The sequence below is a fragment of the Caballeronia sp. EK genome (genome assembly GCF_014384845.1).
GTDB classification, from domain to species: domain Bacteria; phylum Pseudomonadota; class Gammaproteobacteria; order Burkholderiales; family Burkholderiaceae; genus Caballeronia; species Caballeronia jiangsuensis.
In genome coordinates, this window is the sequence record NZ_JACSUE010000014.1 from 1 (window position 1) to 15,058 (window position 15,058).

The following is a 15,058-nucleotide window of genomic DNA, read 5'->3' on the forward strand; positions in this document are numbered from 1 at the left end:
CCCGTGCGGCGCATCCTTTGGATTCGCATCAAGCCCCATCACCTCGCCGACTTCGAGCGAGAACGGATTGCCCCGGCCGCGATAGCTGATCTGCGTGGCCAGATGCTCCTCGTGACGCCGACGGGCGATCTCGCGCCCCTCTTCCAGCGTCTCGTAATGCTCGCCCCAGTGGTTATCGACGCCATCCGTCGTTTTGTCGCCCGGCGCGGCGTTCTGCTCGATCAGCAGCGACACATCCGCCTGACGATGGTTGTAGTCGTTCAACTGAATCGCTTCGGGCACGCGCTGCGTGATGGTCCTCAAAGACCGAACGGACTCCACACCCGCGCTCTCCAGACTGGAGTGCGATCGTAGAGGCAAAACACGCTGCTTGCGCGCGTACGCATCCAGATCATCGCCAAAGATGATGATGGTGCGATCGCTCTTCTGCTCGAAACGGAACCAGATTCCCGCTTCGGCGCAGAGCCTTTGAATAAAGGAAAACGTGGTCTCGTGAAATTGAGTAACGTACTCGAACCGCTTGTATTTTCCGCGCAGACTCTTGAAATCGAAATCGACGCCCAGGCGATAACCGTAGTGGCGCAACGTATCAGTGATGATCTCGACAACGGATTGCTTTTGGAATAGCCGGCTCTTCCTTACCCTGGCGAGGTCCGCAATTTTCGGAACAAGCGTGACGCGATAGTGCGTCTCATCGGCCGATGATCCAAGGTTCTCGAAGCGCTGAATAATCCCGTGCGTCGAATACTTCAACGGCATCTTGCTGAAGTCTTTCCAGCGCGACCCGAACATTTGTTCCAGATAACCTTGCGCCGGATCAACAGGCTCAATGGAAAACGTCGCCGCCCTGCCTACGACCTGGTCCATCGAAATGTCGGCAAGCGCACTTGTGAATTCGATGCGATATTCATACAGCGCGCTAATGTCTGCGCGGCCATTGAATCGAAGAACCGAGATCGGCGCCGGTTGCGGCTTGAGAGTCAGGCTGTAGGCCTGATTGGGTATCACCATCGACATGCGAAAGAAGCTCCCTGAAGTGGCGCCGTCCGACTGACGGGCACGCTGAGGCGATATGATTCGAACCCCAGCGCACTCCGTTTCGATTGCTTGTCATCTGCAATTCGAATGGGCGCAGGCAATTATTACCCAAAAACCGCCTTCATGGATGTACCTATAACTCGCAGTCCGAAGGTTTTGTGAAGGATTACATAGGATTCAAAAGCTTAGAAAAAACGGAACACACACTTTTCGGATTATTCCGAATACAGAGCACTTCGCTAACAACCAAGCCCTCAACCTCGAAACAACACCGCCGCCCCAGCAAACCCCATCGCCCCACCCTCCTCGATCCGAATGCCTTCATTCCACTTCGCCATCCGCTCGGACCGCGAGAACGACCCGACCTTCAACTGCCCTGCATTCCACCCCGTCGCAAGATGAACGATCGACACATCCTCGGTTTCCCCCGATCTCGCCGACACAATCGACGCATAACCATGCTTCCTGGCCGCCCGAAGCGCCGCGAGCGTCTCCGTCACGGTACCTGCCTGATTGAGCTTGATGAGCGCCGCATTGCAAGCCCCTTTCGCCGCACGATCCTCGATAAGCCCAGCGCGCGTAACGAAAAAGTCATCGCCCACGATCTGCACCTTGCTTCCCGCCGCTCGCGTGAACGCGATCATCCCCGCCTCATCGTCTTCCGATAGCGGGTCTTCGATCGACACAATCGGGTATCGCTCAATCCACCCCAGCAACTTCTCGATCATCGCGTCGGTATCGAGCCGCACATTGTCCAGCCCGAGCGTGTACTGTCCGCCCTTGCCGAATTCCGACGCGGCGATGTCCAGCGCAATGCCCATATCCGTGCCCGGAACGAAACCCGCCGCTTCGATCGATGCGACCAGCACGTCCATCGCCTCCTCGTTGCTGGAGAACGCGGGCCACCATCCGCCTTCGTCCGCCACGCCCTGCGCTGCGCCGCGTTTGCGCATCAGCACGCCGGCGTGCCGATAGACCTCGGCGGTCATTTCGAGCGCCTGCGCGAAACTCGTGGCCGATGTCGCGATCACCATGAAATCCTGCACATCGACGCGCCGTTCCGCATGCGCGCCGCCGCCGAAAATCTGGATTTGCGGAAGCGGCAACGTCACCTCCTCGTCGCCCGCGACGTAACGCCAGAGCGGCAAGCCTCGCTCGTTCGCGGCAGCGTGCAAGGCGGCAAGCGATGTCGCGATCAGCGCGTTGCCGCCGAGCCGCGACTTGTCCGGCGTGCCATCGAGCGCGATGAGCATCGCATCGATCGCCGCCTGTTCCGCGACCTCGTGGCCTCGCAACGCGGGCGCAATCTCGCGCGCGATGCCGGCGATGGCCGTTTTGACGTCCTTGCCATCGAACGCCGTGCCGCCATCGCGGAGTTCCATCGCTTCTCGCGAACCGCGAGACGCACCGGCCGGCGCGATGCCGCGTCCCCGCGCCCCGGTTTCAGTGACGATTTCCACTTCGACAGTCGGCCGTCCGCGCGAATCCCAGATACGCCGCGCTCGCACTTCTTCGATTCGACTCATACGGAAAACTCCCTTTGCCAGAGCGTTGTGATGTCGGAGAGCGTGCTGTCCGGCCGCCCGATCAGTTCGATCGCGGCGGCGCGCACGCGGGCGCGGCGGTCTTCGTCGAGATACTCCACCGGCGATTTGCCGTCCACGCGCGCCAGCAGCAGCGCCGGGAGCAGCGACGCGACGCGGTCGAGCAACGCGTCCGGTTTCGTCCACGCGATATGCGGCACGTAACGCGCGACCAGCTTCGCAAACGACAGCAATAACGCGGCAAGCGCACCCGGCGAGCGCGCCGACTTGAGCAGGAAATGATTGAGGCAGAAGGCCACATCGAAGGCAGGATCGCCGTACCACGCGCATTCCGCATCCAGGATCACCGGCCCCGCCCGTCCCAACAGGATGTTCTTCGGGCTGACATCGCCATGAACGAGCGCTTCTCGCGTGCCCGACGTCCGCTCGATCAGCGAGCGCAGCGCCGCCGCCACTCGCGGATTCTGTCGAGCGGCTTCTTCCAGATACGGTTCGAGACGGATCGCGTGAAAGGTATCGTCATTCGCGAAACGGGCGGCGATGTCCGCGTCGCCTGCCGTCGCCGCATGAATCCGGCCCAGCACGTCGCCCAGTTGCGCCCCGATCTCCGGATCGACGCGGCCATCCATCAACTCGCGTTTCCAGTTCGCGTATGTCGGCGGGAGAAACGCCATGACGAAGCTCTTGGTTTCGTGATCGACGCCGAGCACATCAGGCACATGACCCGGCACGATCCGGCCAGCCGTCCGAAGCCAGCCGATCTCCGCATAGACGCGCTCGACCGGCACGATCCAGTCTTTCGCGACCTTGAGCTTGGGCAGAGCCTGCTTCAGGCAGTAGGTCTCATCGCCGATATCGAGCCGGAAAATATTCGAGGACACGCCGCCGGTTAGCGGCGTGAGCGTCGCGGAGGCGACGTCATCAGCAAGGTGCAGTCGTCGCAGCAGATGCGCGAGTGCGGAAGGATCGCCTGCAAGATCGATGTAGTGGTCCACCCCTGGCGTCCTCGCAGCAGTGATTCGAACGAGCCGTCGTCGGCCAATGGTAGCCGATTCGCCACGGGAAACACGCGAGGCGCATCTTTCTTGCTTACCGATGTTCCAGACAGCCACTCACGCGCGGCCGACGACCAACCGCCATCGCGGGCAATCCCGCCCCGGCCGGGGCTGGCACGGAGGAATGATGCGTCATACCCGAATCACCCCCGGCATTCGCCACGCAATTTCTGCCATCCTGATTGCACTGCTTACCTCATGCGGCGGCAGCAGCGGCGACTCGGGCGGAAGCAGTTCTTCGGCGCCCGCGGGCGGCGTCAAGTTGCAGGTCGTGGCGTTCGGAGACAGTCTGTCGGACGTCGGGACGTATCAGCCGATCGCGGGCGTGGTCGGCGGCGGACGATTCACGACGAATCCCGGACAGGTATGGTCCCAGGACGTCGCGCAGTATTACGGCGACACGCTCACCGCGGCTTTCACGATCGACCTCGGGCACGAACTGAAGGCCCAAAGCGGATTGGGCTACGCACAAGGCGGCGCTACGGTCGCCACGCCGGCCGATCAGAATCAGTTCCTGACGGACGTGATCGGCAATGTCGAGATGCCGGTCACGCAGCAGATTTCGAGCTATCTGGCGTCGCACGGCAGTTTCAATTCGAGCCAGCTCGTGCTCGTCTGGGCCGGTGCCAACGACGTGCTGCGCGCCGGCAGTCCGCCCGCCGCGAACACGACCGTGCAGACCGCGGCAACCACGCTCGCGCAACAAGTCGCGCAGATCGTGCAGAGCGGGGGCGTGCATGTCGTGGTGGTCAACGTACCGAACATCGGACTTTCGCCCGATGGCATCAAGTCGTCGGATGGCGGCGGCAACTTCACCCAACTGTCGCAGCTCTTCAACGCGACGCTGAACTCCGCCCTGCAATCGAACGGTCTGCAGGGCAAGGTCATCGTCGTCGACTCCTACGCCTGGACGACGCAGACCATCGCGAACTTTCAGGCCAATGGCTTCACCGTGTCCAACACGGGTCAGGCATGCGATCCGTCGAAAACACCGCACGACACGTCGCTGCTCTGCTCACGAGCGACTTACGTCTCGTCGAACGCGGACCAGACTTACATGTTCGCCGACGATCTCCATCCGACGACGCGCATGCACGCTCTCTTCGCGCAATACGTCGAGCAGCAGATCGCGGCGAGCGGGCTGGGGCACTGATCGCGACGGCGCCCGTTCGCCTACGCGCCGAAACCGAAAATCCGGCGCGGCGTCTCCCATTGAATCTGTCGACGCACTTGCGCATCGGGCACGATCTGCCCGAAGAGCGTCAGCAGCGGCCCATAATCGAGCCGCTCAGGCGCCCGAAGGAACGGCCAGTCCGAACCCCAGACGCAGTTTTGCGGCCCGAACGCGCGTAGCAGCGCCTGCGCATACGGCCACGCGTCTTCGTACGGATGCGCGCGCGCCGAGTACTTCTGCCAGCCCGACAGCTTGACGCTCGCGCGGCCGCTGTCCGCGAGCCGCAGCAGCGCCTGAAAGCCGGCCTGCGCGATGCCCGCGCCGATGTCGGGCCGCCCGCCGTGGTCGATCACGATCGGCGCCGCCTGCCGCGACAGCCAGGATTCGAGCGCGACCATCTGGTCACCGGTTACCTGAATCTGCGCGACCATCCCGAGGTCCGCAAGCGACGCGAAGAGCGCGCCCGCGCCGAGCACGGCATCGACGCCTTCCATCGCCGGGTTGAACGCGACACCGGCGACGCCCGCGCGATGCAGCGCCGCAAGCTCGTTGCGCGATATGTCGTCATCGACCACGGCGATGCCGCGCAGGCGTCCTTCGTATGTCTCCAGTGCATCGAGCAGGCAGCGGTTGTCGGTCCGGTAGCCGCTCGTCGGACCGACGAGCAGTGCATGCCGCACGCCATACGCATCCATCACCCGGACGAACTGCGCAGCCGTGCCGATTTCCTGCTGCGCCGGCCGATACGGCGTGTCCTCCCGATACGGAAAGCGCGCGGGATCGAACACGTGGCAGTGGCAGTCGATCTTGTCTTCTTCGAATACGCTCATCTCTGTTCCCCATTCAGACCGACACGACGCCGAGCCCGTCGAACACTCGCCGCGCCGCGCCGTACGCAAGCTCAAGCCGCGCGTCGGCGGGCAGCGACGGATACGGCATCTCGACGCTCAGCGCCACATCCGCAGGCAACGCGCGCAGCAGCGCGTCGAGCGGCAGCGCGCCGTCGCCCGGCGGCAGGCGATCGGTGCGCGCTTCACGGATCGCATCGTCGTCGCTGGCGGGAAGCGCGGCGCGCGCATCGCACAGTTGCGCGGAACCGATCCAGCCGGGCGGCATCCTCGCGATATCGTCCGGTGTGCCGCCCGAGCGCGACAGATGCAGCGCGTCGACGAGCACCGCGAGATTCGGATGACCGACCCGCGCGATCATCTCACGAGCTTGCGCGAGCGAGCCGACATGCCGCCAGCGCATGAATTCCAGATCGATGCGCAAGCCGAACGGACGGCCGAGTTCGGCCAGCGCGGCGAGATTGGCGGCAAGCCGGCCCTCGTCCGGATCATCGCCCGATACGTTCACGCAACGCGCGCCGAGCGACGCCGCCGCTTCGAAGAGCGGCGCAAACGAAGCGGGATCGAGCGCCGGCACGACGGGAATGAATTCGACGTCATGTACCGCGATGCCTTCGCCCGCGAGCGCGTCCCGCAATTCATGAAGCGCCGCGGAGCCGGACGCCAGCGGATACGCGACGCCGCCCGGCACCGCCGGATGCATGCGCAGACCGACCGCGTCGAAACCCGCACGCGCGGCGAGACGGACCCACGGCACGGGCGCGATGTCCAGCGCGGTCAGATGCGCGACCGCGAGAGGCCGCGCCGGGAGCGGAGCGGCCTTCAATACGTGGCCCTCCCGCCCGTCAGATCGAAGGTGAAGCCCGTCGTGAAGCTGCACGCGGGACTCGCGATCCAGCTCACCATCGAGCCGACTTCGTCGATCTGCAGGAAGCGGCCCATCGGAATCTTCGCCTTGCTCGCCTCGATGTGCTGTTCCGACATCTCGTTGAACAGCTCCGTCTCGACCATCGCGGGCGCGACGCAGTTGATCAGCACGTTGTCGCGCGCCAGTTCCTTCGCGGCCGACTTCGTGAACGCGATCACGCCCGCTTTCGCAGCGGAGTACGCGGAGATGTACTGCACGCCCTCCTTCCCGGCGATCGACGCGATATTGACGATACGCCCGCCGCCCCTCGCGCGCATATGCGGGATGGCGGCGCGGCAGCAGTAGAACACGCTGTTCAGATCGACGTTGAGCACACGCTGCCACGCATCGACCGGATATTCCCAGCTCGGCGCGACCGGCCCGTTGATGCCCGCGTTGTTGACGAGAATGTCGATATGTCCGAGCGCCGCGACGGTCGCCTCGAACGCGCGTCCGACCGATTCGTGCGATGCGACATCGACCTGCTGCAGATGATCGGCTTCGAAGCCAAGACGCCGCGCATCGCAGCCGGCGACATCGAGGTCCCAGATCGCGACGCGCGCGCCGTCGGCCTTGAGCTTCTGGGCGATGCCGAGGCCGATCCCGCGCGCGGCGCCCGTCACGATGGCGATGCGGCCGTCGAGAGAGTGACTCATTGCAATGATTTCCTTGAGGTCTTCAGATGGAGGAGGAAGCGGAGCCCGCGAATTCGATCCGCTTGATATCGCCGACGACGAACACATACGAGAGCGCGCCGAGCAGCGTCACGGCCGAGATGAAGGCGAGCGCATACACGAACGAGCCTGTCGCGTTGACGATCAGCCCGACCACGAGCGGCGTGACGATGCCGGCCGCATTCGCGAACAGGTTGAAGATGCCGCCGCTCAGGCCCAGCAGGCCCTTCGGCGCGATATCGGAGACGATCATCCAGGCGAGCGCCGACATCCCCTGCGCGAAGTACGCAACGCACAGGATCGCGATCACCACGGTGATCGAATCGACGTAATTCGCCAGCACGATGCTCGATGCGGCGACGAGCCCGGCGATCACCGGCAGCTTGCGCGACCAGTTCAGCGAGATGCCGCGACGCAGCATGGCATCGGAAATCCAGCCGCCCGCGAGCGTCCCGACCGACGCGGCGATGAACGGCAGCACCGCGACCATGCCGACCTTCAGCCACGGCATGTGGCGTTCGGTGACGAGATAGGTCGGAAACCAGGTCAGGAAGAACACGTTGGTCGAATTGCACGCGAACTGGCCGATGCAGATGCCGAGCATGCTGCGGCGGCGCAGGAGCGCGGCGATATCGGACCAGCGAAAACGCGTCGCCTGCTGGCTGCCGTCGACCACGCCGCCGCCGCTCGCGATGTAGTCGAGCTCGGCGCGATTCGCCCGTTTCGACTCGTGCGGTTCGCGAAAGCGCATGAGCCAGATCGCGCCGAACACGATGCCGACCGCGCCGACGATGCCGAACAGCGCACGCCATCCATAGCGATGATCGATCCAGAAAAGCAGCGGGCTCAGAAACGCGAGACCGACATACTCCGCGAACGTGTAGACGCCCGTCGCGCGGGCGCGCTCGCTCTGCGGAAACCATATCGCGACGACGCGGCTGTTGGTCGGAAAGCACGGCGCCTCTGCAATGCCGATCAGGAGCCGCATGATCAAAAGCGAGACGAAGCCCGTCGCGAGTCCTTGCAGACCGGTGAACAGCGACCACAGCGTCAGCGCGAAGAAATAGGTCCAGCGCGTGCCGATGCGGTCGAGCATCACGCCGCCCGGAATCTGCGACGCGGTGTAGGTCCACGAAAATGCGGAGAAGATCACGCCCATCAGCGCCGGCGTCAGACCCAGTTCGTGGCTCATGCCGGGCGCCGCGATCCCGGCGACGCTGCGATCGAGGTAGTTGATCATCGTGCCGATCGCGAGCAGCGCTAGGATGCCGAAGCGCGCGCGGGTGCGCGTCGCGGCCGGCGCCGCCGCGGCGGGTTGCGCGCCGATCGCGCGAGGCGAGTGGGTCTGGTTCATCGTGTCTCCGTCCAATGTTTTCCGGTCTGCGCGCCGCCGTGGCAAAGGCCCGACGCGTCCTGGAAATACTAGAGAGTTGGCCGTGGGCTGTCGTATGCCGAGTTTCGGCTACCCTATAACCTTTGGTTAATCGCCCTCGATGGGCAGCCGGAGAAACGATGCGCTTCAAGCTGCGGCAAATGGAGGTGTTTCGCGCGGTCATGCTGACGGGCTCGATCAATGCCGCGTCGAAGATGCTGTATGTGTCGCAACCGGCTGTCAGCAAGCTCGTCGCGCATACCGAGACCACGCTGGGACTGCGCCTCTTCGAGCGCGCGAAGGGCCGCCTCATTCCGACCGCCGAGGCGCAGGCCCTGTTTCGCGAAGTCGAGCAGGTTTATCAGTCGGCGCTGCGCGTCGATGAATTCGCGCGGGCGCTCGCGCTCGGCCCGGCAAGCCTGTTGCGTATCGCGTGCAGCCCGTCGCTCGCGCCGGCCGTCGTCGCGCCCGCCATCGTCGAACTGAAGCGGCAGTTGCCGGGGCTCAGAGTCGACTGGCATACGACGCTCATGGCCGACATGCCGCTGGAAGTGCTGAGCAAGAGCGTCGAAGTGGCGGTGACCTCGCTGCCGATCGAGCACGAGCATCTCGAAGTCGTGCCGTTCATGCGCGGGCGGATGGTATGCGTGCTGCCGCCGGATCATCCGTTCGCCGCGCGCGAGAGAATCGCGCTCGCGGACCTCAAAGACGAACCGATGATCCTGTTCAGGCGCGACATTCCGTTCGGCACGATGATCGCGCGGGCGTGCCAGCAGGCCGATGTCGAACTGACGTCGGCGGTCGACGTGACACGCGCCGATCAGGCGCTCGCGCTCGTGCGCGGCGGCCTCGGGCTCGCCATCGTCGATGAATACGCGACCGGCGGCATCGACTGCATCGTGCGGCCGCTCGTCGAAGATCTGGAGATGGTATCGACGTTCGTCTATTCGAAGTTCTCGCCGCCCTCGAGAAGCGCGATGGTGCTGATGCAGGCCGTCTGGCGGCGCGCCGATGAACTGGGTCGGCGGATTGGCAACATGCCGGGCGAAACGAGTTGAGCGGCACTCGTTTTGTAGCGCATGAGCATTGTCGATTTACCCGCGACTCGCTCGTCGTCTAGATGGACCGATCGAGTCCGTCGACATGGAGAACATTTATGCGCAAGCTCATCGTTTCGGCTTTCATCAGTCTGGACGGCGTGATTCAGGCCCCCGGCGGCCCGACCGAAGATACCAGCGGCGAATTCCGTCTGGGTGGCTGGATCGTGCCTTATGCCGACGAAGCCATCGGCCAGCACGTGCAGAGCCTGATCGCGCAGCCCTTCGATCTGCTGCTCGGGCGCCGTACTTACGACATCTTCGCGTCGCACTGGCCGCACGTTCCGGCCGATTCGAAGAGCCGCGCCATCGCCGACGTGTTCAACCGTGTCGCCAAGCACGTCGCCACGCATCGGCCCGATGATCTCGACTGGCAGAACAGTCACGCGCTGCAAGGCAGTCTCGCCGACGCGGTGCGCGGGCTTAAACAAGCGAACGGCGCCGATCTGCTGACGTTCGGAAGCGGCGACATGGTGCGCCAACTGCTCGCGGCCGGCCTCGTCGACGAACTTTGTCTTCTGATTTACCCCGTCATGCTGGGACGCGGCAAGCGCCTGTTCAGCGACGACGCGCTGGTGTCCGCTTTCACGCTTGCGCATTCGACGCAGACGCCTGGCGGCGTGATCGTCACGCGCTATATCCGCGACGGCGAAGTGCGCACCGGCGCGTTCGAATAGGGCGCACCGCTAAACCAATCTCGCTTGTGCTTAAATGTGCTTTCGGTTCAGCCACGGAGCACGTCCCGATGACGAGTACCTGGTTGCATAACCTTCCGTTATGGGAAATGACGCTCGTCGTTTTCGGCGTGGTCGGCATCGCGGGAGCGGCGATCCATTTCGTGGCGGGCCGGCTTGCGGCAAGCGCGCATCGGCGGTCGTTCATCGCGCTTTCTCCCGGCCTGCTCTCGCCGATCGGCGTCATCTTCGGCCTGCTCATCGCCTTCACCGCCGCCCAAGTTTGGAACGATACGTCGCAGGCCAACGCCGCGGTCGATACGGAAGCAGGCGCGCTTCGTTCCGTCGTCGTCCTGTCCGCGGTTTTCCCGGAAGACGCGCAAGCGCAACTGCGCAAACTGGTGCGCGAATACATCGAATACACGGCGACGACCGAATGGACTTCGATGGCGCAAGGCGTGGTCACGCTGAAGATCAGCCCGCCCACGCTGAACCAAGCGATGCAGTTCGCGCTCTCGTTGCCGGCGAACACGCCCGGACAACAGACCGCGCAGCATCAGGTCGCGGTGTCTCTCGAACAGGCGCTCGAAGCACGTCGTCAGCGCATTCTGGTGAGCCGCTCCGAAGTCAGCGGCATCAAGTGGCTATGCCTGGGCATTCTCGCCGCCTGCCTCGTCTTCGCGATCGCGCTGATTCATGGCGAAAACCGGCTGACGTCCGCCATCGCGATCGGCTTGTTTTGCGCGTGCCTCGCGACCACCGTGTTGCTGATCCTTTCGCATGATCGGCCATTCTCGGGCGCGATCGCCGTGTCGCCCGAACCGCTGTTGCAGGTCATCCCCGAGGATCGATGATTCCACCGGCATCTTTCGCACGTTCGTTCGATCGACTATTTACTTGACATCTAAACTATCTAAACCTAAATTATCGATGTGAGAAGACAACGGTCGGAGAGCGAGCATGCGCATCGTCTGCATTGGCGGAGGCCCGGCGGGCCTGTATTTCGGGCTTTTGATGAAGCACCGCCACCCTGGCTACGACATCACCGTCGTCGAGCGCAACCGGCCGTATGACACGTTCGGCTGGGGCGTCGTGTTCTCCGACCAGACGCTCGGCAACCTGCGCGCGGCGGACCCGCAAAGCGCCGACGCCATCCTCGATGCGTTCAATCACTGGGACGATATCGAAGTGCATATCGGCGGCCGCACGATCCGCTCGTCGGGTCACGGCTTCTGCGGCATCGGCCGCAAGCGTCTGCTGAACATTCTGCAAGCGCGTTGCGAAGAACTCGACGTGAAGCTCGTGTTCGAAACGCATGTCGTGAACGACGACGACTACGACGCCGACCTCATCATCGCGAGCGACGGCGCGAATAGCGCGGTCCGGCAGAAATACGCATCGACCTATCAGCCCGACATCGATATGCGCGATTGCCGCTTCGTGTGGCTCGGCACGAACAAGTGCTTCGAGGCCTTCACGTTCGCTTTCGAAAAGACCGAATGGGGCTGGTTCCAGGCGCATGCCTATCGTTTCGACGACAACACGTCGACGTTCATCGTCGAAGCGCCCGAGCGCGTATGGCGCGCGGCCGGCCTCGCCGACATGAGCAAGGAAGACGGCATCGCGTTCTGCGAAAAGCTCTTCGCAAAGTACCTCGACGGCCACGCGCTGATGTCGAACGCCACGCACTTGCGCGGCTCGGCGCAATGGATTCGCTTTCCGCGCGTCGTGAATCGCGAATGGGTGCATTGGCGCGATGGCGCGAACGGCAAGCGCACGCCTGTCGTGCTGATGGGCGATGCGGCGCATACCGCGCACTTCTCGATCGGTTCCGGCACGAAGCTCGCGCTCGAAGACGCGATCGAACTCGCGAACAGCATCGACACCGCGTTTGCAAAACAGAACGGCGATCTCGAAGGCGCGCTCGCGCATTACACGCAGGTGCGCAGCGTCGATGTGCTGCGCATTCAGAACGCCGCGCGCAATTCGACGGAATGGTTCGAGCATGTGGACCGTTACGCGGCCTTCGAACCGGAGCAGTTCGCGTATTCGCTGCTCACGCGCTCACAGCGCATCTCGCATGAAAACCTGCGCGAACGCGATGCGCGCTATCTCGCCGCATTCGAAGACTGGCTCGCCGCGCGTGCGGGTATCGAACGCGATGCACAGCAACGTTCCGTGCCACCGATGTTCACGCCGTTCAAGCTGCGCGGCGTCACGCTGAAGAATCGCGTGGTCGTGTCGCCGATGGCGCAGTATTCCGCCGTCGATGGCATCGCGGGCGACTATCACCTGATGCATCTCGGCGCGCGCGCGATGGGCGGCGCCGCGCTCGTGATGACGGAGATGACGTGCGTGTCGCCCGAAGCGCGCATCACGCCGGGATGCCCCGGCATGTATGCGCCGGAGCATCTTGCCGCGTGGACGCGCATCGTCGATTTCGTGCACGCGCAATCGGATGCGAAGATCGGCATGCAGATCGGACATGCGGGCGCGAAGGCATCGACGCGCGTGAGCTGGGAAGGCATCGATCAGCCGCTTGACGATGGCAACTGGCCGCTCGTGTCCGCTTCGCCGCAACAGTATTTGCAAGGCGTGAGCCAATGGTCGCGCGAGGCGTCGCATGAAGAACTGCGCGAGATCGAAGCGCAATTCGTGCGCGCCACCGAGATGGCGGCGCAAGCGGGCTTCGACTGGCTCGAATTGCACTGCGCGCACGGCTATTTCCTGTCGAGCTTCCTCTCGCCGCTCACGAATCAGCGCACCGATCAATACGGCGGCTCGCTCGAAAATCGTCTGCGCTATCCGCTCGAAGTATTCGCCGCGATGCGCGCGGCATGGCCGCAAGACAAGCCGATGTCCGTCCGGATTTCCGCGCACGACTGGGTCGATGGCGGCACGACGCCCGACGATGCAGTCGAGATCGCTCGTGCGTTCAAGGCAGCGGGCGCGGACATGATCGACGTGTCATCGGGACAGGTCAGCAAGCAGGAAAAGCCCGTGTACGGCCGCATGTTCCAGACGCCGTTCGCCGATCGCATCCGCAACGAAGCGGGCATCGCGACGATCGCCGTCGGTGCGATATCGGAAGCGGATCACGTGAACAGCATCATCGCGGCGGGACGCGCGGATCTCTGCGCGGTGGCGCGTCCGCATCTCGCGAATCCATCGTGGACGTTGAACGAAGCCGCGAAGATCGGTTACTTCGATGTCGCGTGGCCGAAGCAGTATGCCGCCGCCAAATCGCAACTCGAACGCAATCTGGAACGCGAACGCGCGCTCGCCGCCGACAACGCGCGCCTCACGCCGCAAGAACGGGCGCAACGCGCCGAAGGAACGGTCTGATCATGACGGCTATCGCTGATAAACACGCGGTCATCACGGGCGGCGGCAGCGGCATCGGTGCATCGTGCGCCCAGGCGCTCGCACGGGCGGGCGCGCGCATCACGCTGATGGGCCGCGATCTCGCGCGCCTCGAAGCACAACGCGACGCGATGCGCGCTCATCGCGATGTCGCGTGCGTGAGCGTCGATGTCACGAACGAAGCCGCCGTCGCAGAAGCGTTCTCTCGCGTCGGTGCCGTCGACATCCTCGTCAACAACGCGGGCCATGCGCATGCCGCGCCCTTCACGCATACCGACGCCGCGCTCTGGCAACGCATGCTCGACGTGAACCTCACGGGCGTGTTTCTCTGCACGCGCGCCGTGCTGCCTTCGATGCTCGAACGCGGCTATGGCCGCATCGTGAATGTCGCGAGCACGGCGGGGCAAGTCGGCTATGCGTATGTCGCCGCGTATTGCGCGGCGAAGCACGGCGTCATCGGTCTCACTCGCGCGCTCGCGCTCGAAGTCGCGACCAAAGGCGTCACCGTCAACGCAGTGTGCCCCGGCTATACCGAAACCGAACTGCTGCGCGCGTCGCTCGATCAGATCATGTCGAAGACCTCGCGCAGCGAACAGGACGCACGCGACGCGCTCGTGCGCCACAACCCGCAGCGCCGCTTCGTGCAGCCGGAAGAAGTCGCCAACGCCGTGCTATGGCTGTGCGCGCCCGGTTCCGACGCGATGAACGGCCAGTCCATTTCCGTATCAGGTGGAGAAGTCACGTGACCCACGCCGCACGCAACAAGAAAGCGACCGCCGCGACGGAGCAGAAAACGCCGCGCAAAGGCATCGAGAAGCCGGCGGACAACGTCGTCGATCTGGAAATGAGCACGGGCGCCGACAGCCACATGGGACTGCGCCTGTGGCTGCGCATGCTCACGACGACGAACCTCGTGCAAGCCGAATTGCGCAAGCGCCTGCGCACGGAGTTCGATACGACCTTGCCGCGCTTCGATCTGATGGCGCAGCTCGAACGTCATCCGGAAGGGCTGAAGATGACCGAGCTTTCGCGCCGCATGATGGTCACCGGCGGCAACGTGACAGGCATCACGGATCAGCTCGAAAAGGAAGGGCTCGTCTCGCGCTATACCGATCCGAACGATCGCCGCTCGACCAGCGTGCGCCTCACGCCGCAAGGCCGCACCGCATTCGACAAGATGGCGACCGCGCACGAGCAATGGGTCGTCGAAATGTTCGGCGGCCTCGAACTGAACGAGAAATCGCAGACGCATCAGCGGCTCGGCAAGCTCAAGCAGCATCTGATGAATACGCTCAAGGACTGAAGGAGACAG

At 63.8% G+C, this 15,058-nt stretch carries 14 protein-coding genes; 7 read left to right on the top strand and 7 right to left on the bottom strand.

Annotated elements, in window-relative coordinates:
* The 3 genes from IAG25_RS31710 to IAG25_RS31720 all read right to left on the bottom strand — a co-directional run.
* Nucleotides 1–1,017, bottom strand: a 1,017-nt coding sequence (locus tag IAG25_RS31710) for a type VI secretion system Vgr family protein (RefSeq protein WP_187608375.1), incomplete at its 3' end; no start/stop codon positions are given.
* A 275-nt stretch (nt 1,018–1,292) separates the two neighbouring features.
* The gene (eno, locus tag IAG25_RS31715; RefSeq protein ID WP_187608376.1) at nt 1,293–2,564 is read right to left on the bottom strand and encodes a phosphopyruvate hydratase; all 1,272 of its coding nucleotides are present in this window, start codon (nt 2,562–2,564) and stop codon (nt 1,293–1,295) included.
* Nucleotides 2,561–3,577: a phosphotransferase gene (locus IAG25_RS31720; RefSeq protein ID WP_187608377.1), complete on the bottom strand. Its 1,017-nt coding sequence runs from the start codon at nt 3,575–3,577 to the stop codon at nt 2,561–2,563. The genes eno and IAG25_RS31720 overlap by 4 nt, the downstream gene beginning before the upstream one ends.
* A 187-nt stretch (nt 3,578–3,764) precedes the next feature.
* Between IAG25_RS31720 and IAG25_RS31725 the strand changes: the two genes are divergently transcribed.
* Nucleotides 3,765–4,790 (top strand): SGNH/GDSL hydrolase family protein, encoded by a 1,026-nt coding sequence (locus IAG25_RS31725; RefSeq protein WP_187608498.1) that lies wholly within the window; start codon nt 3,765–3,767, stop codon nt 4,788–4,790.
* A gap of 20 nt (nt 4,791–4,810) precedes the next feature.
* Here IAG25_RS31725 and IAG25_RS31730 read toward each other — a convergent pair whose 3' ends face one another.
* The 4 genes from IAG25_RS31730 to IAG25_RS31745 are packed head-to-tail and all read right to left on the bottom strand — an operon-like array spanning nt 4,811 to nt 8,594.
* Nucleotides 4,811–5,641: an amidohydrolase family protein gene (locus tag IAG25_RS31730; protein WP_187608378.1), complete on the bottom strand. Its 831-nt coding sequence runs from the start codon at nt 5,639–5,641 to the stop codon at nt 4,811–4,813.
* Between the two features lie 13 nt (nt 5,642–5,654).
* Complete coding sequence (locus tag IAG25_RS31735) at nt 5,655–6,485, bottom strand: sugar phosphate isomerase/epimerase family protein (RefSeq protein ID WP_187608379.1); 831 nt, start codon at nt 6,483–6,485, stop codon at nt 5,655–5,657.
* Nucleotides 6,482–7,222, bottom strand: a complete 741-nt coding sequence (locus IAG25_RS31740; RefSeq protein ID WP_187608380.1) for an SDR family NAD(P)-dependent oxidoreductase — start codon at nt 7,220–7,222, stop codon at nt 6,482–6,484. The genes IAG25_RS31735 and IAG25_RS31740 overlap by 4 nt, the downstream gene beginning before the upstream one ends.
* A gap of 22 nt (nt 7,223–7,244) precedes the next feature.
* Nucleotides 7,245–8,594, bottom strand: a complete 1,350-nt coding sequence (locus tag IAG25_RS31745; protein ID WP_222946742.1) for an MFS transporter — start codon at nt 8,592–8,594, stop codon at nt 7,245–7,247.
* A 158-nt stretch (nt 8,595–8,752) separates the two neighbouring features.
* Here IAG25_RS31745 and IAG25_RS31750 point away from each other — a divergent pair, with 158 nt between their 5' ends.
* The 6 genes from IAG25_RS31750 to IAG25_RS31775 all read left to right on the top strand — a co-directional run bounded on the left by IAG25_RS31750 (nt 8,753) and on the right by IAG25_RS31775 (nt 15,049).
* Nucleotides 8,753–9,670, top strand: a complete 918-nt coding sequence (locus tag IAG25_RS31750) for a LysR family transcriptional regulator (protein WP_035502042.1) — start codon at nt 8,753–8,755, stop codon at nt 9,668–9,670.
* A gap of 98 nt (nt 9,671–9,768) precedes the next feature.
* On the top strand, nt 9,769–10,386 hold the full coding sequence (locus tag IAG25_RS31755; protein WP_187608381.1) for a dihydrofolate reductase family protein: 618 nt from the start codon (nt 9,769–9,771) through the stop codon (nt 10,384–10,386).
* Nucleotides 10,387–10,454: 68 nt separating this feature from the next.
* Nucleotides 10,455–11,237, top strand: a complete 783-nt coding sequence (locus tag IAG25_RS31760; protein ID WP_187608382.1) for a bestrophin-like domain — start codon at nt 10,455–10,457, stop codon at nt 11,235–11,237.
* Nucleotides 11,238–11,343: 106 nt separating this feature from the next.
* On the top strand, nt 11,344–13,728 hold the full coding sequence (locus IAG25_RS31765) for a bifunctional salicylyl-CoA 5-hydroxylase/oxidoreductase (protein WP_187608383.1): 2,385 nt from the start codon (nt 11,344–11,346) through the stop codon (nt 13,726–13,728).
* Between the two features lie 2 nt (nt 13,729–13,730).
* Nucleotides 13,731–14,492: an SDR family NAD(P)-dependent oxidoreductase gene (locus IAG25_RS31770; RefSeq protein WP_187608384.1), complete on the top strand. Its 762-nt coding sequence runs from the start codon at nt 13,731–13,733 to the stop codon at nt 14,490–14,492.
* On the top strand, nt 14,489–15,049 hold the full coding sequence (locus tag IAG25_RS31775) for a MarR family winged helix-turn-helix transcriptional regulator (protein WP_187608385.1): 561 nt from the start codon (nt 14,489–14,491) through the stop codon (nt 15,047–15,049). The genes IAG25_RS31770 and IAG25_RS31775 overlap by 4 nt, the downstream gene beginning before the upstream one ends.
* Nucleotides 15,050–15,058 lie beyond the last annotated feature (9 nt).